General features: G+C 48.8%; 20 protein-coding genes. 8 read left to right on the forward strand and 12 right to left on the reverse strand.

Annotation, left to right across the window (positions count from 1 at the left end):
• The first annotated feature begins 21 nt into the window (after positions 1-21).
• From ACESTD_RS02950 to ACESTD_RS02970, 5 genes are all read left to right on the forward strand, one after another.
• Entirely contained in the window at positions 22-1542 is a 1521-nt protein-coding gene (locus tag ACESTD_RS02950; protein ID WP_057097764.1) for a RagB/SusD family nutrient uptake outer membrane protein, read from the forward strand.
• Between the two features lie 130 nt (positions 1543-1672).
• On the forward strand, positions 1673-1951 hold the full coding sequence (locus ACESTD_RS02955; protein ID WP_057097774.1) for a LysO family transporter: 279 nt from the start codon (positions 1673-1675) through the stop codon (positions 1949-1951).
• A complete protein-coding gene (locus tag ACESTD_RS02960) occupies positions 1948-2550 on the forward strand; it encodes a lysine exporter LysO family protein (protein ID WP_005830487.1) in 603 nt (200 codons plus the stop codon). Before ACESTD_RS02955 ends, ACESTD_RS02960 begins: the two co-directional genes overlap by 4 nt.
• Positions 2551-2622: 72 nt before the next feature.
• Entirely contained in the window at positions 2623-5766 is a 3144-nt protein-coding gene (locus ACESTD_RS02965; RefSeq protein WP_373158658.1) for a glycoside hydrolase family 2 TIM barrel-domain containing protein, read from the forward strand.
• Positions 5767-5786: 20 nt separating this feature from the next.
• Positions 5787-7715 (forward strand): trehalase family glycosidase, encoded by a 1929-nt coding sequence (locus ACESTD_RS02970; protein WP_008662663.1) that lies wholly within the window; start codon positions 5787-5789, stop codon positions 7713-7715.
• Between the two features lie 154 nt (positions 7716-7869).
• Here ACESTD_RS02970 and buk read toward each other — a convergent pair whose 3' ends face one another.
• Positions 7870-8952: a butyrate kinase gene (gene buk, locus ACESTD_RS02975; protein ID WP_005830498.1), complete on the reverse strand. Its 1083-nt coding sequence runs from the start codon at positions 8950-8952 to the stop codon at positions 7870-7872.
• Positions 8953-8996: 44 nt separating this feature from the next.
• Entirely contained in the window at positions 8997-9917 is a 921-nt protein-coding gene (locus ACESTD_RS02980) for a phosphate acyltransferase (protein ID WP_005834523.1), read from the reverse strand.
• Positions 9918-10174: 257 nt separating this feature from the next.
• Between ACESTD_RS02980 and ACESTD_RS02985 the strand changes: the two genes are divergently transcribed.
• The 3 genes from ACESTD_RS02985 to ACESTD_RS02995 are packed head-to-tail and all read left to right on the forward strand — an operon-like array spanning position 10175 to position 12583.
• Positions 10175-11113: an LD-carboxypeptidase gene (locus ACESTD_RS02985; protein ID WP_005830507.1), complete on the forward strand. Its 939-nt coding sequence runs from the start codon at positions 10175-10177 to the stop codon at positions 11111-11113.
• A complete protein-coding gene (locus ACESTD_RS02990; protein ID WP_005830510.1) occupies positions 11110-12123 on the forward strand; it encodes a M28 family peptidase in 1014 nt (337 codons plus the stop codon). The genes ACESTD_RS02985 and ACESTD_RS02990 overlap by 4 nt, the downstream gene beginning before the upstream one ends.
• A 37-nt stretch (positions 12124-12160) precedes the next feature.
• Positions 12161-12583: a SufE family protein gene (locus ACESTD_RS02995; RefSeq protein ID WP_034525971.1), complete on the forward strand. Its 423-nt coding sequence runs from the start codon at positions 12161-12163 to the stop codon at positions 12581-12583.
• Between the two features lie 262 nt (positions 12584-12845).
• Here the strand turns inward: ACESTD_RS02995 and ACESTD_RS03000 are convergent, their stop codons facing one another.
• From ACESTD_RS03000 to ACESTD_RS03045, 10 genes are all read right to left on the reverse strand, one after another.
• Positions 12846-13049, reverse strand: a complete 204-nt coding sequence (locus ACESTD_RS03000; protein WP_005830522.1) for a helix-turn-helix transcriptional regulator — start codon at positions 13047-13049, stop codon at positions 12846-12848.
• 18 nt (positions 13050-13067) lie between these two features.
• The gene (locus ACESTD_RS03005) at positions 13068-13286 is read right to left on the reverse strand and encodes a hypothetical protein (protein WP_005830523.1); all 219 of its coding nucleotides are present in this window, start codon (positions 13284-13286) and stop codon (positions 13068-13070) included.
• A gap of 20 nt (positions 13287-13306) precedes the next feature.
• Positions 13307-13780 carry a DUF2975 domain-containing protein gene (locus ACESTD_RS03010; RefSeq protein WP_022402156.1) on the reverse strand — a complete coding sequence of 158 codons (474 nt, stop codon included), beginning with the start codon at positions 13778-13780 and terminating at the stop codon, positions 13307-13309.
• A 17-nt stretch (positions 13781-13797) separates the two neighbouring features.
• Entirely contained in the window at positions 13798-14439 is a 642-nt protein-coding gene (locus ACESTD_RS03015) for a DUF2975 domain-containing protein (RefSeq protein WP_005830526.1), read from the reverse strand.
• 15 nt (positions 14440-14454) lie between these two features.
• A complete protein-coding gene (locus tag ACESTD_RS03020; RefSeq protein ID WP_005834520.1) occupies positions 14455-15060 on the reverse strand; it encodes a DUF2975 domain-containing protein in 606 nt (201 codons plus the stop codon).
• Between the two features lie 23 nt (positions 15061-15083).
• Positions 15084-15752 (reverse strand): DUF2975 domain-containing protein, encoded by a 669-nt coding sequence (locus tag ACESTD_RS03025; protein ID WP_005830532.1) that lies wholly within the window; start codon positions 15750-15752, stop codon positions 15084-15086.
• On the reverse strand, positions 15749-16540 hold the full coding sequence (locus ACESTD_RS03030) for a CPBP family intramembrane glutamic endopeptidase (protein WP_005830534.1): 792 nt from the start codon (positions 16538-16540) through the stop codon (positions 15749-15751). The genes ACESTD_RS03025 and ACESTD_RS03030 overlap by 4 nt, the downstream gene beginning before the upstream one ends.
• A gap of 180 nt (positions 16541-16720) precedes the next feature.
• Entirely contained in the window at positions 16721-17206 is a 486-nt protein-coding gene (locus tag ACESTD_RS03035; RefSeq protein ID WP_005834518.1) for a DUF3836 domain-containing protein, read from the reverse strand.
• Between the two features lie 222 nt (positions 17207-17428).
• Positions 17429-18370 carry a bifunctional riboflavin kinase/FAD synthetase gene (locus ACESTD_RS03040; protein ID WP_005830540.1) on the reverse strand — a complete coding sequence of 314 codons (942 nt, stop codon included), beginning with the start codon at positions 18368-18370 and terminating at the stop codon, positions 17429-17431.
• Positions 18354-18974 carry an HAD family phosphatase gene (locus ACESTD_RS03045; RefSeq protein ID WP_005830542.1) on the reverse strand — a complete coding sequence of 207 codons (621 nt, stop codon included), beginning with the start codon at positions 18972-18974 and terminating at the stop codon, positions 18354-18356. Before ACESTD_RS03045 ends, ACESTD_RS03040 begins: the two co-directional genes overlap by 17 nt.
• Between the last annotated feature and the right edge of the window lies 1 nt (position 18975).

Raw genomic sequence — 18975 nt, forward strand, 5'->3', positions numbered from 1 at the left:
ACCATTAAAAACAAGAAGACAATGAAAAAAATTATATATATAGCCTCTTTCTTATGCGCCGCCTTACTGGCAGGATGCGATGATTTCCTGACGACAGAGTCTCCCGACTTTTCTACAGACAAATACTGGAGAGATAAAGCCGATGTAGAGGCAGGTCTATCAGCGGTATATGGCCAGCTGGATAACCGCACCGGCTCTTACACGGTTGCAGAAGTCAAGTTTGTTGTGGAAACCTTCCGTAGCGATGAGATGGTAAAAGGCCAGGACGTCAACAACTATCCGGAATGGGCTGCATTGTACGGATTCACCTACAACAATGAGAACTCCAGCATCAAAGAATACTGGATGAACAATTACAATGGCATCAACTACGCCAACAACGTATTATACGGTATTGACAAAGTACAGACCAGCGGTGAGAAGATGAGTGCCGATGACGAGAACCATCTTACGGGCGAAGCTCTGTTCCTGCGTGCCTACTATCATTTCAAACTGATTATGAGCTGGGAGAAAATCATTATCCGCAATGAATATCTGACCGGAGAATCCCAGACTCACAAAGCATTGTCTACCAGAACGGAAGCATGGGACTTTATCTGTACTGAACTGGACAAAGCAGGCAGCATGCTGCCACAAGACCGCCCTTCTTCCGAAGCGGGACGTGTAACCAAAGGAGCAGCCTACTCTTACCTGGGATGGGCTTACTTGACCCGTGCTTATGAAGAAAGTGACAAAAAGGCCGAATACCTGGGGCTGGCAGAAGCCGCTTTCAACAAAGTGACCGGCTACGAACTGGAGTCCGACTACGGAAGCATGTTCGACGGAACCAACAAAAATTGCAAAGAGTCCATTCTGGAACTTCAGTTTACCAACAGTACGGCCGACGGTACTTTCCACAAGCACGTACTCCACTTCTGGGTGGCTCCGGGCAGCATGTCCGGTTGGGACGAAATCCGTGTCAGCGACATGATGTACAACGAATTTCTGAAAGAAGGACGCATTGCCGAAGGTAACATGTACGATGCCCGTGCCTATGGTTCCATGATGTTTGATGATCCGTATTACTACGAAGGCGGGCACATCCTGGGGTACAATTACGATGACATCTATGATGAGAATTCCGCCACCCGATATAATTACCGTAAATACATGCCTTCAACTTGGAGCGACTACGCACAAAACTACGTAGGTACCAACATGCCACTGATGCGTTATGCCAATGTATTGCTGATGAAGGCTGAAGTCTACAATGAACAAGGTCATCCAGAAAAAGCCATTCCATTGATTAACGAAGTACGTAGCGTGCACGGCAAGCTGCCTGCCATGACCGGAAGTGACCAAGCTGCTGTTAAAGCGCAAATTGAGCATGAACGTCTGGTGGAATTCACACTGGAAAACTCACGCTTCTACGACCTCCGTCGTTGGGGCAAACTGGACGAAGCCATGAAGGCTGACGGCAGAACCGGATTCAGTGCATCTACCCACTCCTTCCTGCCCATTCCTCTGATGGAGATTCAGACCAACAATGAAATAAACGAATAATCCTTTTCTCCAAATAGTATATCGAGGCGGCATTCGCCCCGGCAATGCCGCCTCGTTTACTTTGAAAGCTTTATCTTTGCACCTGCAAAAATAGACCATACTATCTTTGCCACTAAAAAACGACATAGATATGTTTACAATCATCGGACTAATGCTCACGGGAATGCTGTTGGGCTATCTCTTACGGAAACGGGACTTAAAGAAAATCCACCAAATCATCACCCTGCTCATCTGGCTGCTGCTGTTTATCCTCGGCATCGAGGTCGGAAGCAACGAGCAAATCATCAAGGGGCTCCATACCATAGGTCTTGAAGCTGTGATACTCACCCTGGGAGGGACCTTGGGAAGTGTTATCGCTGCTTGGGCACTCTGGAGAGCCTTGTATAAAAGGAAAGGAGGCAGGGCATGAAAGGAAGTCTTATCATTGTGGGCTTTTTTGTATTGGGTACGATTTGTGGTGTGTGCCATCTGCTGCCTTTTGATATTGCAGAAACCAATATCAGCTACTACGCGCTTTGCGCGCTGATGTTCAGTGTAGGGTTGAGCGTAGGCAACGACCCGCAGACCCTGAAGAACTTCCGTTCACTCAATCCGCGGCTGGTATTCCTGCCCATCATGACGATACTGGGAACACTGGCAGGTTCGGCAGCCGTCAGTCTGATTCTGACACACCGTTCTATAACGGACTGTCTGGCCGTAGGCTCGGGATTCGGCTATTACTCGCTCTCCAGCATCTTCATTACCGAATACAAGGGAGCCGAGCTGGGCACCATCGCCCTGCTTGCCAATATCAGCCGGGAGATTCTGACACTGCTGGCCGCCCCGTTGCTGGTACGATGGTTCGGAAACCTTGCCCCCATCTCTGCCGGAGGAGCCACGACGATGGACACCACACTGCCCATCATCACACGGACAGCCGGACAGCAGTTTGTCGTAGTTTCCATCTTCCACGGGTTTGTGGTCGATTTCAGCGTTCCGTTCCTGGTGACATTGTTCTGCTCGATATAGGGCTTTTACCCTCTTTTGACAGACACCGGTCTCTGACAAGAGCCATTTTTATATCACTAAATCCTATTAATAATGAAAACCAAACTTTATACCTTTCTCCTTTCTTCGCTGCTTTGCACCGGTGCCCTGGCCGACAACGAGCCGTGGCAGAACCCGCAAGTCAACGAAATGAACAGAGAACCGATGCACGCCCACTTCACCCCGTTTACGAATGAAGCCAACGCATTGAAACAACGTGCCTTGCCCGCCGACGTACGGTTCGACGTTAATCCTGCAACGGAACGCCGTATCACTCTGGACGGCACCTGGAAATTTCTTTTTTCAAAGAACAATGACCTCTGCCCCAAAGACTTTCACAAGCCCGGATTCAGTACCCGCAAGTGGAGTAAAATTGAAGTTCCGGGAAGCTGGGAACTGCAAGGCTTCGATGCACCTATCTATACAGATACCCGTTATCCGTTCCCCCCCAATCCGCCCTACGTGCCTACCGACTACAATCCCGTAGGTGCTTATATCCGCGAGTTCACCGTCCCGGCTAGCTGGGAAGGCATGGACATCTTCCTTAATTTCGAAGGGGTGGAGTCTGCCTACTATGTATGGGTAAACGGCGAATTGGCAGGATATGCAGAAGACAGCCGCCTACCGTCGCACTTCAACATCACCCACCTGCTGAAGAAGGGCAACAATAAACTGGCTGTAAAAGTATTCCGTTATAGCGACGGTTCCTACCTGGAAGGCCAGGACTACTGGAAATACAGCGGCATCGAACGGAGTGTTTATCTCTACGCCCGCCCCCAGAGCCGCGTCAAGGACTTCCGGATGACAGCGGAACTGATAAACAACTACAAGGATGGCGAACTAAAGCTGGATGTATTCCTCCATCAGCCTAAAGCCGGAGAAACGGTGGAAGTGAAGGTAATGGACAGGGATAAGGTTATCTATGACCGGAAGAAGTCCATAGCCTCTGCCACGGACACCTTGTTTACCCAGCAGCAAGTCTTCCCGAATGCACGCACCTGGAATGCCGAAACACCGAACACCTACACGCTGGTAGTCAGCACCTTTGATGCACAAGGGAAACCGCAGGAATCCTTTACGCACCTTTTTGGCTTCCGTACCGTGGAAATGATGAACGGCATGCAGATGATTAACGGCCAGGCCGTCCTCTTCAAGGGGGTGAACCGTCACGAGCACGACCCGCACAAGGGACGTACCATCACCGTGGGGTCCATGATACACGACATCCAGCTGATGAAGCAGTTCAACCTGAACGGTGTACGCAACTGCCACTACCCGAACAACTATGCGTGGTACGAGCTTTGCACAGAATTCGGACTTTATATGGTAGACGAAGCCAACATCGAGAGCCATGGCATGATGTTCCACAAGGATGAGACCCTTGCCAACTATCCCGACTGGGAGGTGCCTTTCATGCAGCGGATGAGCCGTATGATTGCACGCGACCGCAACTACTCTGCCATCGTGACTTGGTCCATGGGCAACGAGTCGGGCTACGGCAAGCACTTCGAAACTCTGTATGACTATACCAAGAAGATAGACCCCACCCGTCCCGTACAATATGAAGGGGGTGGCTACAACTCCAAGAGCGACATCTATTGCCCCATGTACGCACGCATCTGGAGGTTGCGCCAACACGTGAACCAGCGTGATGCCCGCCCCATGATTCTCTGCGAATATGCCCATGCCATGGGTAACAGTGTAGGTAACTTCCAGGACTACTGGGACTTGATTTACAAGTACGACCAACTGCAAGGCGGTTTCATTTGGGACTGGGTGGACCAGACGTTTGCCATCAAGGACGAGAACCAGCGCGACATCTGGGCTTTTGGCGGCGACATGGGATTTGTAGGCGTCGTCAACGACTCCAACTTCTGTGCCAACGGCTTGATTGCTGCCGACCGCACCCCACACCCGCACATCTACGAAGTGAAGAAGGTATTGCAATATATCCATTTCGAACCGCTCGCCTTCACCCCGAACAAGATAAAGGTCACCAACTGGCACGATTTCATCGGATTGGAAGGATATACCCTCCGCTGGGCAGTGGAATGCGACGGCAAGACCGTTCAGGACGGTGAAATGGATTTCCCCAAGATTGCTCCCAGAAACTCTGCCAACATAGAATTGCCACTGAAAGCGCTGCCTGCCGACGGCAAGGAGTATTTCCTCACACTGCGTGCATTCACCAAGCACGAAGCGCCATTAGTACCGAAAGGACACGAGGTTGCCATCGAACAATGGGAATTGCCTTCTGCACCGTCAGCCAAAACCGTTCAGCCGGTGGAAGGAACGCTGACCGTAGACCGCAACAACGAAACACTGACCGTGAAAGGCAACAACTTCCAGGTAGCTTTCTCTACCCGAAACGGTGAAATGACAGAGTTGAACTACACCGGAAAGAATCTGATTAAGGAAGGGCTGCAACCCAACTTCTGGCGCCCGTTGACCGATAATGATATTCCAAATGGGCACCTGATACGCTGCGGCACCTGGAGAAACGCCGGACGCGATGCCAAACTGCAGAACATCGAAGTTGCAGAAGCCGGACAAACGGCTACTGTCACTGCGACCTACCGCATGGAAGAACAAGATGCTGATTTGCAGACTCTCTACAAAATCACTCCCGACGGCAAGGTTCAGGTAACCATGCACTTCACCCCCGGCAAGAAGCCATTGAGCGAGATGCCTCGTCTGGGCATGCGCATGATACTCCCTGCCGAATATGAAATGATGACCTGGTTGGGCCGTGGTCCGCAAGAGACGTACGCCGACCGCAAGACGGGAGCATTGATAGGCCTCTACAACGCCACGGTGTGGGAACAATTCCATCCGTATGTACGTGCCCAAGAGACGGCCAATCATTGTGACGTACGCTGGGTGGCCCTGCGCAATGCTGCCGGTGAAGGTCTGCTGGTAGTGGGCGAGGAACCGTTGAGCGTAAGCGCCTGGAACTTCCCGATGGAGGACATTGAATACCGTCCCTCACAGATGGAGCGCCGCCACGGTGGAAGCATCCAGAAGAAAGATATGATATGGCTCAACATCGACCACAAGCAGATGGGCGTAGGCGGTGACAATACCTGGGGAGCACAAGTTCATCCCGAGTACACCATCACTCCGCACGAATGGAAATACAGCTTCACGCTCGCCCCTCTCGCACCGGAGGATGATGCAGCGGAACAAGCGCACAAATAACCGTTAAATACCTCATTCATATGAAATACAAATTTATACGCATACTCTGCTTCACATTGTTGGCCGCAGGCATCGCAGCCTGCACCCCCGGCATGAAAAGCACTACGGAGAAACGGTATGCCTTCGCCGACATACTGGACATCTCCTACACTCCCGACACCCTGCACCGCTGCTATGGTTGGTTCACCGACGCCGGCTCGTGGATGGGCTTCACGCTGCCCGAACGGCAACAATGGGTCAACGGCTTCTGCGGCCCCTTCAGCCTCGATATGTTCCGCCGCCAGTGGATGGCACAGTCAGCCGCCGTCGTAAGCTTTGCCAAAGATACACAAGAGATTTTTGTTCCGGATTCCACTTGCTATTACCCCGGCGAGCTCTATATGTCGGCACATTCCACCCACGGGAGCATCACGCAACGGCTCAACTTCACAAGTGCCTCGACCGCCTTGCTGCGCATCGAAGCCGACACGGCTGAAGACCTGCTGCTCTCCGGTAGCCAATGGGGCAAAGACATCACCGTCAGCGTAGAACAGAACTCCGTCATCGCCCGTCATCCCAGTGGCGAAACCGTAACCGTGACCTTCACTCCTAATGTAGAGCTGGCCAAGACCGACAATAACTATACAGCCCTCGTCCGCTCTCCGCGCTACCCTGTCAACGTAGCCATCTCTTTCTTCACTTCCGAAAAAGAGATGACTGCCAACCTGCAAAACCTGCCGAGCCTGCTCAACAATCCCGCCCCCGCCCTGCAAGCCAATGCCGAACGTTGGGAAGGTTACCTCACCAAGATACTGCGCAAGGACATGAAGCCCGAATATGACCGTATCGCCGTGAAAGCCGTCACCACGCTCATCTCCAATTGGCGGACACACCGCGGTGGATTGCTTCACGAAGGTATCATCCCGAGCCATGCCGTAGGCTATTTCGTCGGCTTTTGGGCATGGGATAGCTGGCGCTTCAGTGCCGGAACCGCCAAATTCGACCCCGAACTGGCCAAGAACAACATCCGAGCCATGTTCGACTACCAGCAACCGGACGGCATGATTATCGACTGTATCTACACCGACCCCTCCGAGAACAATGCCCGTGACAGCAAGCCTCCCTTGGTATGCTGGGCTGTCGATGAAATATTTACCCATACGGGTGACACCGCCTTCGTTGCCGAGATGTATCCGCAACTGCTCTCCTATTATAGATGGTGGTACGAGAAGCGCGACCACAACCGCAATGGCATGTGCGAGTACGGTGCTACCGACGGAACACTGGAAGCTGCCGCCTGGGAAAGCGGCATGGACAACGCCATCCGTTTTGACGGCGCCGTGATGCTGAAAAACGAAGGCTACGAGGATGCCTGGAGTATGGATCAGGAGAGTGTGGACTTGAACGCTTATCTGGCACTGGAATGCAAACTGCTGAAGAAATTCTCCAGCCTGCTGAAGATACCTTTCGACGCACCGGACTACAGTAGCCAGGTAGCCGACTATTTCTTTGACAAGAACATCAACTTCTTCTGCGATCGCCGCCTGAAGGACGGTTCATTCATCGAAGAGCCGGGCTGCGAAGCCTACACTCCGTTGTGGACCCGGATTGCCACACAAGCGCAAGTGGACAGCATGCTGCCCATGCTTCAAGATACGGCAAAGTTCTCCACGTATATCCCCTTCCCGACCATTGCCGCCGACAATCCCAAATACAATCCGCGCGGCTACTGGCGTGGCCCCATCTGGCTGGACCAAACCTACTTTGCCATCCGCGGACTGCGCAACTACGGCTACAACCGGCTGGCAGATGAATATACGCTGCAAGTCTTCGACCGCCTGAGTGGGCTGAAAGAGGGTGCTCCCATCCACGAGAACTACGGAACCCATACCGGCGAACGCCTGAAAGCTCCCCATTTCAGCTGGAGCTCCTCACATCTGTTGATGATGTACGACGATTACGGTAAGTAAACCGGGATTCCATATATGTCATAACTCACCACAGATTACACAGATTCACGCAGATTTTTTTAGTTTATTGATATCTGACATATTTATCTGTGTGAATCTGTGTAATCTGTGGTGAGTTATGACACTTTCATGAAGAACAAAAGCGATATGATTATTATCGGTAAACCTGCACCGGAAGCTCTCCACGCAAAGCTCCCAGCGCATTCATTACCAATGCTTCCAATTCGTCTTCTCCGGGATAGACGTGGACGGGAGCAAGGAAAGACACGCGCTCCTGCAACCGCGAAGTGATGTACTCGGAATGTGCCATACCTCCCGTAAGCAGAATGGCGTCCACCTTGCCATAAAGCACAACAGCAGCACCGCCTATCTCCTTGGCAATGCGGTAAATCATGGCATCAAGCACCAAAGCGGCATGGGTGTCTCCCTCAGCGATGCGCCTCTCTATGGCGGGAATGTCGGTAGTACCCAAATGGGCGGCAAGTCCCGCCTTGCCGGAAATACGTTTCTTCAGTTCTTCGGTAGTGTAACGCCCCGAGTGACAAAGGTCTATCAGTTGCCCGGCGGGCAGGGTACCTGCACGTTCGGGCGAAAAAGGACCGAAACCGTCGAGGGCATTGGGCACGTCCACCGCACGGCCGTGGCGGTGGACTCCTACGGAAACGCCTCCACCCAAGTGACAGACAATCAGATTGAGGTCTTCGTAATGCACGGGAGCTTCGGGCTGCAGGGCACTACGCTCGGCAGCATAGCGCCGGGCGATGGCTCGCTGGTTCAAGGCGTGCCAGATGGTGATGCTGGGCATCAGAGGCGAACCGGTGATGCGTGCCACATCGTCCAGTTCGTCCACCACGCCGGGATCGGCTATGAAAGAGGGGCAGCCGGGCAGCATGGCGGCAAGTTCGTGGGCTATCAGACAACCTAAGTTGCAGGCGTGGGTACGCATGGCGTGGAGCATATCGTCCAACATGGCATCGTTCACGGCATACACACCGCCAGGAATGGGTTTCAACAATCCCCCACGGCCGACGATGGCATCGAACTTAAAGGGAATGTCATTGGCCTCCAGCGCTTCCAGCACCAAGTGCTTGCGGAATTCGAACTGGTCGATGATGCGGGGAAATTGGGAAAGCTCCTCCACCGAATGCCGGATGTTGAGTACCAGACGGGGAGTTTCATCCTCATAGACAGCAATTTTTGTCGAGGTGGAACCGGGATTTACTGCCAGTATTTTCATTGATTACGATTTACAAATTACGAACTACAAATTACTAATTACAATCAAGGTTCTTTCACCCCGCTGGTCAGGCAAGCCATGGCAATGCTGTAATATTTGGACAAACCGGAATCGCTACGCGACGGTAATACCACCGGACATGAGGGTCCTTGCAGCAACCCGGCCATATCGGCATGAGAAAACAGAGATACAGCCTTATAAAAAGCATTGCCCGATTCGATGTTTGGGAATATCAACACATCCGCCTCCCCGTCAATCGGTGATACAATGCCTTTGATGTTACCGCTCGTCTTCTCACAAGAGGTCTTCACATCCAGCGGGCCGTCGATGATGACATTGCCGAACTCTCCGGCTTCCGCCAGTTCTACAATATTCACATAGTCCAATGAATGGGGGAATTTGGCGCTAACCTTCTCCGTGCAATGAATCAGCGCGATGCGTGGCTGCTCTATCCCGAAATGGCGGCAAGTATGGATGGCATACCAAATCATTTCAATGCGCTGTTGCAGTGTCGGGCGGGGAATGACCGCAGCATCGGAGAAAAAGAGCAGTTTATCGTAAGTAGGTATCTGCATCACGGCCAGATGGGTCAGAATCTTTCCTTTAGGCAACAAACCATGTTCCTTGTCCAGAATGGCACGTAGCAAATTGTCGGTATTGATGATGCCTTTCATCAGGATGTCCGCTCCACCCTCGCGTACGATACGCACCGCCTCACGTGCAGCCTCATCGGAATCTTCTATATGCAAGGTACTGACATATTGAGGATATTTCTTCAAAGTGGGATATTTTTCCAATATGGCAGAATCGCCAATCATCAGAAATTCCGCAATCCCCTCCTCCAAGGCACGGGATATGGCATATTCTGTATTAGGGTCATTGGCACAGACTACCGCAATACGTTTCCTCTTATTCAAGGTTTTCAGGTGGGCTGTTAACTGGGCAAAGTTCCGTATCGGTTCCATAACGTTAGATTTTTAGCAAATATCTAAAAAAATGTCGAGAAATACAGCATTTGCCCCGTTGAAATTTTATATGTTTAATATCATTTTGATATGTTCACCACAGATTACACAGATTGACACGGATTTGAACAGAATTTGAATTACTCTGTTGATTATATATCATATATAACCTCCCTCTCTTCTGTTAAAAATCCGTGTTAATCTGTGATATCTGTGGTGAATTGTGTACTTTTGCCCAAAATAGATTGATAATATATATGGGTAGTCTTATTTTCCCTCCGTATCTGCAGGAAGGTGACCGTGTCATTGTTCTCTCCCCTTCCAGCAAGATTGACAAATCTTTCCTGAAAGGCGCCTACAAACGTTTGAAGTCCTGGGGGCTGGAAGTCGTATTCGCAAAGCACGCGGGGAGTTCCAACGGAACGTATGCAGGAAATATCCGGCAACGCCTCGAGGACCTGCAGGAAGCCATGGACGATGAAGAAGCCAAAGTCATATTCTGTAGTCGGGGCGGTTACGGAGCCGTGCATCTGATAGGCAAACTGGATTTTACCAAGTTCAGGCAGCATCCCAAATGGCTCATCGGATTCAGTGACATCACCGCCCTCCATAATCTGTTCCAGCAGAATGGCTTCGCGTCGTTGCACGCCCCCATGGCGCGCCATCTCACAGTAGAACCGGAAGACGACTTCTGCACACAAGCACTGAAGGATATACTATTCGGGCAGGCATTGGGAGGAACCGAAGCATTCAGTTATGTCTGCCCGGGGCACAAACTAAATCATAAGGGAGAGGGAAAAGGCGTGTTGCGCGGCGGCAATTTGTCTGTGTTCTACGGGCTGCGTGGTACTCCTTACGATATTCCCGCCGAAGGCACCATCCTCTTCATCGAAGATGTGGGAGAACGCCCACATGCGGTGGAACGCATGATGTACAATCTCAAACTGGGAGGTGTCCTCGACAAGCTTTCCGGCCTCATCATCGGACAATTCACCGAATACGAGGAGAACAAGTCCCTGGGAAAAGACCTATATGGCGCATTGGCCGATTTGGTGAAGGAATACGATTACCCGATATGTTTCGATTTTCCCGTCGGACATGTCAGCATGAATGTACCGCTGATAAACGGCGCTGCGGTAACACTGAAAGTTGGAAAGAAAGAAGTGAAACTAAGTTTTAATACAGAAAGAGAATGAAACGGAATTATACATTCATCCCGTTGCTGCTGTTGCTGATTGTAGCGATAGTGGCATGCAGCAACAACAGCAGCAAGTCTGCAGCCGATAATGACAGTGAGGGCGATGCGACCAAAGCGACTGTCCAAGTGCCTCAGTTCAGTGCAGACAGTGCATATCAATACATACAGACCCAAGCGGATTTTGGTCCGCGCGTGCCCAACACCGCCGCCCACAAAGCCTGCGGAGAATTCCTTGCCAAGAAGCTGGAAGAATTCGGCGCCAAAGTATACAACCAGCATGCCGACCTGGTGGCTTACGACAACACCATCCTGAAAGCGCGCAATGTTATCGGCGCCTATAATCCGGAAAGCAAAAGGCGTGTACTGCTCTGTGCCCATTGGGACAGCCGTCCTTATGCCGACCAGGATGCCGACAAGACGAAGCATCACAGCCCCATCCTGGGTGTGAACGATGGAGCCAGCGGTGTGGGCGTATTGCTCGAAGTGGCCCGCCAACTACAGCAGCAGGCTCCAGCCATAGGCATCGACATCATCTTCTTTGACGCCGAAGACTATGGCATCCCCTACTTCTATCAAGGTGCATACAAGAACGACACTTGGTGCCTGGGCTCGCAATATTGGGGACGAGTACCCCATGTAGACGGCTATAATGCCCGCTACGGCATCCTGCTCGACATGGTGGGTGGAAAGAACGCCACCTTCTACAAGGAACAGTTCTCTCAAAGAACCGCCGGTAAGTACGTGAACAAGATATGGAACACAGCCCACCGCCTGGGCTTCGGCAACTTCTTCCCCAAAGAAAAAGGCACCGAAGTGACAGACGACCATATGTATGTATACAACCTGCGGCAGATTCCCTGCGTAGACATCATCAACTATGACCCGAACTGCGACACCGGCTTCGGTGACTTCTGGCACACGATAGACGACACCATGGACATCATCGACAAGGGCACTCTCAACGCAGTGGGACAGACCTTGCTCGAAGTCATCTACAATGAGAAATAGACAATCAAATAGTAAATCGTAAATAGTAAATTCCATGATAAGTATCAACGAAGTACAAGATGAAGTAATTGCCGAATTCAATGATTTCGACGATTGGATGGACCGGTACCAACTTCTTATTGATTTAGGAAACGAGCAGGAACCGCTCGACGAAAAATACAAGACGGAACAAAACCTGATTGAAGGTTGCCAGAGCCGCGTATGGCTGCAGGCAGACGAAGTGGACGGAAAAATTATTTTCCAGGCCGAAAGCGACGCACTGATTGTGAAAGGAATCATTTCACTGCTTATCAAAGTACTCTCCGGGCACACACCGGATGAGATACTGAACGCCGACCTCTATTTCATTGATAAAATAGGACTGAAGGAACACTTGTCGCCCACCCGTAGCAACGGACTGCTGTCTATGGTAAAGCAGATGCGAATGTATGCGCTGGCCTTCAAAGCGAAAGACATCTAAAGGTTACGACCGACAATATATAAGCTAATAATCAGCAGATTATATTTACCGGATGTTTACCCTATAATGTAAAAGCCGTTACTCCAGAATGTAACGGTTTTTACATTATGAAGTAACGACGTTTACCATAGTATGTAAAGGCGTTTACCGTAGTATGTAAAGGCGTTTACCGTAGTATGTAAAGGTGTTTACTGTAGTACGTAAACGGAGTTTCTTAAGGCGGTAAGCATTTCAACCTCTACTTGCGCCTTCTTCTCCCTATTTATCCCTCCTTAAACTCCAGTATATCCCCCGGCTGGCAATCAAGTTCCTTACAGATTGCTTCCAGTGTAGAGAAACGGATGGCCTTAGCCTTTCCGGTTTTGAGAATAGAGAGATTGGCAGGCGTAATATCAATCTTCTCCGCCAGTTCGCCCAAAGATATCTTTCTTCGGGCCATCATTATGTCAAGGTTTACTATAATCATATAATTGTGTTCTATTTATCAATTATTCTTTTCCCACTCACACCACCAGTCAGTGTACCGTTTCGTCAACCGGTAATAACCATATATGCACAGATACATCCACGGCATTACAATATAGACTTTCCACTTCCCGTCAAAGGCCGGAAACAAGAGGAGAAAATAGACAATACTTGCCAACAATAAAACCGCCACAAGTCCGACAACGAAATACAGACCATATTTCACACTTTTCTTCATATCGCGCTCTTCACTTTTATTTAAATCGTCAACTCTTGTTCCTCACGCATACGAACTCCCATCTTAAAAAGATAGCCCATAAAGATGATGAAAACTCCCAATAACACGAATATCCGATAAGAAGTATCAGTCGGTACTCCTTCGGGAGTAAACCAGGAGAGAGTTACCTGAAAAAGCCCATTCAATGCTATCAGCACCCCAATGGTTTGTATCAAAGATGAATTCTGATAAACAAACACTTCCTCTTTCTTCACATTGCGGAGAATGAGAAAAATACACAAGCCACATATTGTCATCACCAGCATTGTTACTGATTCGGGTAATATGTGCCAGATAAAATTAGCAGTATCATCCTTTCCCAACTCATAGCACAATGTCAGATTACGAACAATGCCGCCACCAATACATAGTCCACAGAAATAAAACAGCACATTCATAATAAGCGCTATCCGTCTCTTTGGTTCCTTTGGTTCCTTTTGTTTCATAAGTGTCATAATCCCTCCTCTCACTTTTAAATAGTCAAGTCCTGTTCTTCCTTTATCTTCACCCCGGCGGCAAATATCTCGGTGAAAAGAATTATAATAACCAGGGATGTGAAATCCGTATCATGCGATGCAACCACTTCATAGCCCAGCAGAGCCACTTGCTTCACTGCTTCAAGATGATTCAGCCAATCGTGCAAAGTCATCAAGCCGTACAATGCAGCAAACGAATAAGTAAAGAAACGCAACCGGGCTACATTATCCGAAGTAAACACTTCCCGCTTTGAGATGGATACCAGCAAACGTATCAGACAATAGATTCCTACAAAGAAAGGAATGATGGCAAACATGGCAAAGAAGTTCACTATGGAACTCCAGACAGTGGGGACAATCACAGTGCCTATTCTCTTTACCTGATAAGGTACTGACTTATCGGCAAAACGATTCGTCAAGGAATCGACTGCTGTCGTTTCCAAAGGTCTTACATCCACATATACCTTATCAAATAAACCGGAATACTCCGGCTGTGGAGTTCCCGAATGCACATTTACACTATTGTAACCCTCAAGAAAACTATTCTTCATATCCACCCAGCCCGCTATCATCGCATAGGTAAACTCTGCAACAATGACCAATATAGCCAGGATACCCAATATACTTATCTTTTTCATAATCCTCCCCCCACATTAAACCGTTAAATCCTGCTCTTCCTTTATCTTCACGCCGATGGCGAATATCTCGGTGAACAATGCCAACAGCATATAATTGAACCAAGCATACTTGAAAGAATAAGGCAACACCTCGTATCCCTCCAGCTGCACTTGAGAAGCCAAGTCATGATAGATGCCCCATTGCTGCAACTCGAATAAAAGACTCACCGAAATCAGCGCATAGACAAAGATGCGCATCCGACGCACATTCTTGTGCACAAACACCTCGCCTTTCGTGGCAGTAAGCACCAGCCGCGCCACACTATAGAACCCGTAAAGCGCAAACAGTCCCGCAGGAAACAGCAAGAACGATACCCACCGCCACTTCGTACTACGGAAACCTTGCACCGATACCTCACTTGTATTGCAATACATGGGCGTATCCTGTGCCGCACTAATCAAAGTATCGGCAGGCAGCGTATCATCTGCCCGCACCAAAAGTGACACAGAGGGTAAGGCATGAAAATCCTTCTGGTCGCCCGCCTCATTCCAGCCGTCCATAAATCCACTAAACATATCCGTTACAACACTACCAATAAACACTACCAAAGCCAGGAAGGCACATACTCTGATTTTATTCATATCTCTGTCCGTTCTTCTTATTATTAAATCGTCAAATCCTGCTCTTCCTTCATTTTCAATCCAATGGCAAACACTTCACCTACAATCAGCGAACAAAGCCCAAGTACCAGCGTGGTAGTGCTCACCAATTCTGAGAGGCTCAGCTCGTAACCATGCAGCGAGAATACGGTATCGATACCTATAAAATCAAGATATGATGACGCAAAGGTACAGCAGAAGCTGACAACCAGTGCCATTCCCAATCGACGCAGCCGACGTACATTCCGCCAGTTGAAGATGTCGGACTTGTTGATAGAGATTATCAAGCGGATAAACAATACTACCGCCCAAAGGGAAAAGCCCAAATGCAGATATATCAGCAAATACTTTGCCACCACTTTCCCGACAGAATCATGAGAATCTACGCTGACCATCAACGAAGAGTAGGCTGCAGGCACATAACTCCTGCTTTTCTCATTGTAGACGGAATCCCTGAAGAAATCAAACGACTCCATGGAAGAAGGTATCAGGTTGACAACCTTTAGGTTCATCAGTTCCTTGTAGGCAGCAATGTCACTCCCTTTCTTTCCCAGCTCCAGTCCGGTCTGCGCCCCCATCTTGGCTCCCAGAAAGATATAGTACCCCTGCTCCAATACCGAGTAACTCAGTACAAGCATTACCACCAGGCAGAGAATGTTCAATCTTCTTTTCATAATTCAGTTGTTGTATTAGTATCAGATATATTATATTTATTCAGTTGTTTCAAGGAGAGTAGAAGCAACAATATGAAAACCACTGCCCAAACCAGTACATACGGGTTACTCAGCAGATGTGTCACATCCTCCATTTCAGGATGTTTCAGGCTCAGATAGACAGACAAGCCGTTATTCATGATATGTATCAGAATACATGCCATAAGACTCCGTGTCTTATAATAAAGCCAGGCAAGCAAGAAACCGATGAGGCAAGCACCTATTATCTGAACCGGATTCAGATGAAAGATACCAAATATCAACCCGGAAAACAAGATAGCCTTTGCCGGGCTATATCTGCGAAGCAGCTCCTTGGTAATGGCACCACGGAAAAGCAGTTCTTCCAGTACGGGTCCCAAAACAGAAATACAGAGAATACCCAGCCAACCGGATTGCAGTATATCAAATGTCTGGTCCAACAAATTGGGCAAAAAAGTAAGTTCGGACATCAGAAGACCTATTATACATATGGAAGTCATTCCGGCAAGCAGGCTCCATGCCAGATAAGGGACTGACACCGGAGAATACAGATGCTTGTCTCCCGTCAGGTAGTTCTTGCGCCACAAGTACAGTCCCATGAAAACAAAGCCCAGCAGCATGGTAGGCGCCACAGCAATCTGACCAGCCTTGTCCATGTCGAAAGTTCCATAAGCGAAATACGTATACAGCAGACAGAAAGGTCCTGCAAACAGTGCTCCTACAATCTGCATCAAAAAGTAAATCAATACTAGTTTTATTGCCGTTTTCATTGTTCTATTCGTCTAAAAGTTCGCAAAGATACACATTTTCTCTGTCAATCCGTCAAGCTGTGGCAACAAGTCCCATCAGCAGCACCATCACTGTAGAAAGTGACAATACCAATAGTGTAATACTCATGAATGCTCTTCTCATAACCTAAACCCCTCCCTCATTTCTATATTGTTCTTCATTTATTTTACTGCCAGGAGCAATACGTCTTCCTCCGCAGTGGCATGTTCCACCAACAGATTCCAGTCGTTGTCCTTCTTACTCCATTTGTAACTCAAGTAGTTGATGTCATCTCCCGCCTGCAGATAAACAGCTTTTTCCTTCACATCGGAGTAGGCATTCGTCTTGTTGTCCCACAAGGCATATTCCACATCCGTACCGGCTTCCGTATAATTGTAGTTCAAGCAATAGAAGCGTTCAAACGCCTGCTCAATCTCGTTCCATCTCAACGCCTCCTTCTGTATCGTACGCCCTTGGGCATCATAGGTGAAATTGTATTTCAAATGGTTCTGCAGAAACTTACCGTTCTCTACTTTATATACAATTTGGGACTCCACCTGATTTCCGTTCATCACTTCATTATAGGCAAAGTTTTCCTGGATATTACCACCAAAAGCATTTATCACTACTGTCACTACAAAAATTGTTGTCATTACTAAAGTTTTCATACCGTTATTGTTTTATTAGTTCTTTATTTTGTTTTTCGATAATCATTTATCGTTTTTCGATATGCAAATAAAAGGCCTTTTTTTGATATGACAAAGAAAAACAGAAAATATTTATCGAAAAACAATAAAAAAAACGCGTTTTACGATAAATATACAGAAAACAAACACTTCAAACGGGAAAATACATAGAACTGCAAGGGGATAAATGACCTCGCCTTATGTTTATAAAGAAAGAATGGATTTAATCTCCACCTCGTCACGGTGAAGCTGGGCAATAAGTTCTTCTATACTGTCGAATTTCAGTTCAGGACGGGTGCGGCGCACAAAGGAAAGACGCATCGGCTGCTGATAAATATCAGCATCAAACCGGAATATATGGACCTCAATACTGCGATCGGGTCCGTTCTCCAACGTAGGCCGGTAGCCAATGCTTAGCATACCGCCGTACTCCTTGCCTTCAACACAGACACGGACGGCATACACACCATCGCAGGGAATCAGCTTGTCAGGATCGGAAACACGGAGATTAGCCGTAGGGAAACCTATCTTACGCCCCACCTGATAGCCACCGACAACCGTACCGTCCAAAAAGAAATCATATCCCAGATACTCGGCAGCTTCCGAAACGTTTCCCTCCAGCAACAGACCGCGAATAGCCGAGGAGCTGACAGTAACCTCCGTTACCGATGTCTCCTTACTATAAGAATACGCGCGCGCAAGAAGCACCTCCATACCCAATTCGCGACCATAGTGCACATAGTCTTCAAAACCCTCGCTGCGGTTATGCCCGAAACGATGGTCGTACCCCACTACCAAAGCTTGTATCTGATAGCGATCCTTCAGTATGGACATGAATTCCCGTGCCGAAAGCCGGGCTATTTCAGGAGTAAAATCAAGCATCATGCAATAATCCACCCCAGTCTTGGCAAGCAGGGAAACTTTCTCATCACAAGTGGTCAATAACTTCGGATGATAATCGGCCTGCATCACTTTACGCGGATGTACCGGAAAAGTCACGACCGACGAAGCAAGCCCACGCCCGGCAGCTACCGCACACACTTGCTCTATCAGGTAGCGGTGTCCCCGATGTACTCCGTCAAAGAAACCGATAGTGGCTACACTTGGACGGGAACCAATGTCCGATGTTTCACAAAACAACTGCATGTCTCCAATCCTCGTGGGCCTTTGGCGTATAGGTAGAAATACCCAACGCCTCCGCTGTCCGGCAATTGGCCTCAGAATCGTCAATGAAAAGAGTCTCGTTGGGAAGAATACCGGTCTCATCCAGTACTTTCTGAAATATATCGGCATCCGGTTTTGCCATCTTCATCTCATAAGAGAGATAGATATGCTCAAAAAAGTCCTCCGCACGGAAAGCCTTGTAGCGAAACGCGTGCAGACACGACCATTGCCAATGGATTTCATTGGTGTTGCTCAGCAGATAGACCACATATTTTTTGCGCAGTTCCAACAGTAAATCCAATTTAAAAGTAGGAATACTCACTAGGAAACTGTTCCAGGCGTCATCTATCTGGGCATCAGTCACCGGTTTCCCTATCTTTCCACGAATCACTTCCCGGAACTCCGCACTGGTAATCAACCCTTTTTCATATTTCTGGAAGAAATCCTGCTGGTGATAGAGGTCCAACATGACTTCCACGTCCGGCAATCCCAGCTTTCTGAAATTCTCCAAACAGCGCTGGCGGTCCAAATCAATCAGAACTCCGCCAAAATCAATAATAAGGTTCTTGATTCCTCTTCTTTTCATC

The sequence above is a fragment of the Bacteroides sp. AR20 genome (assembly GCF_964250605.1).
GTDB classification, from domain to species: Bacteria; Bacteroidota; Bacteroidia; order Bacteroidales; family Bacteroidaceae; genus Bacteroides; species Bacteroides uniformis.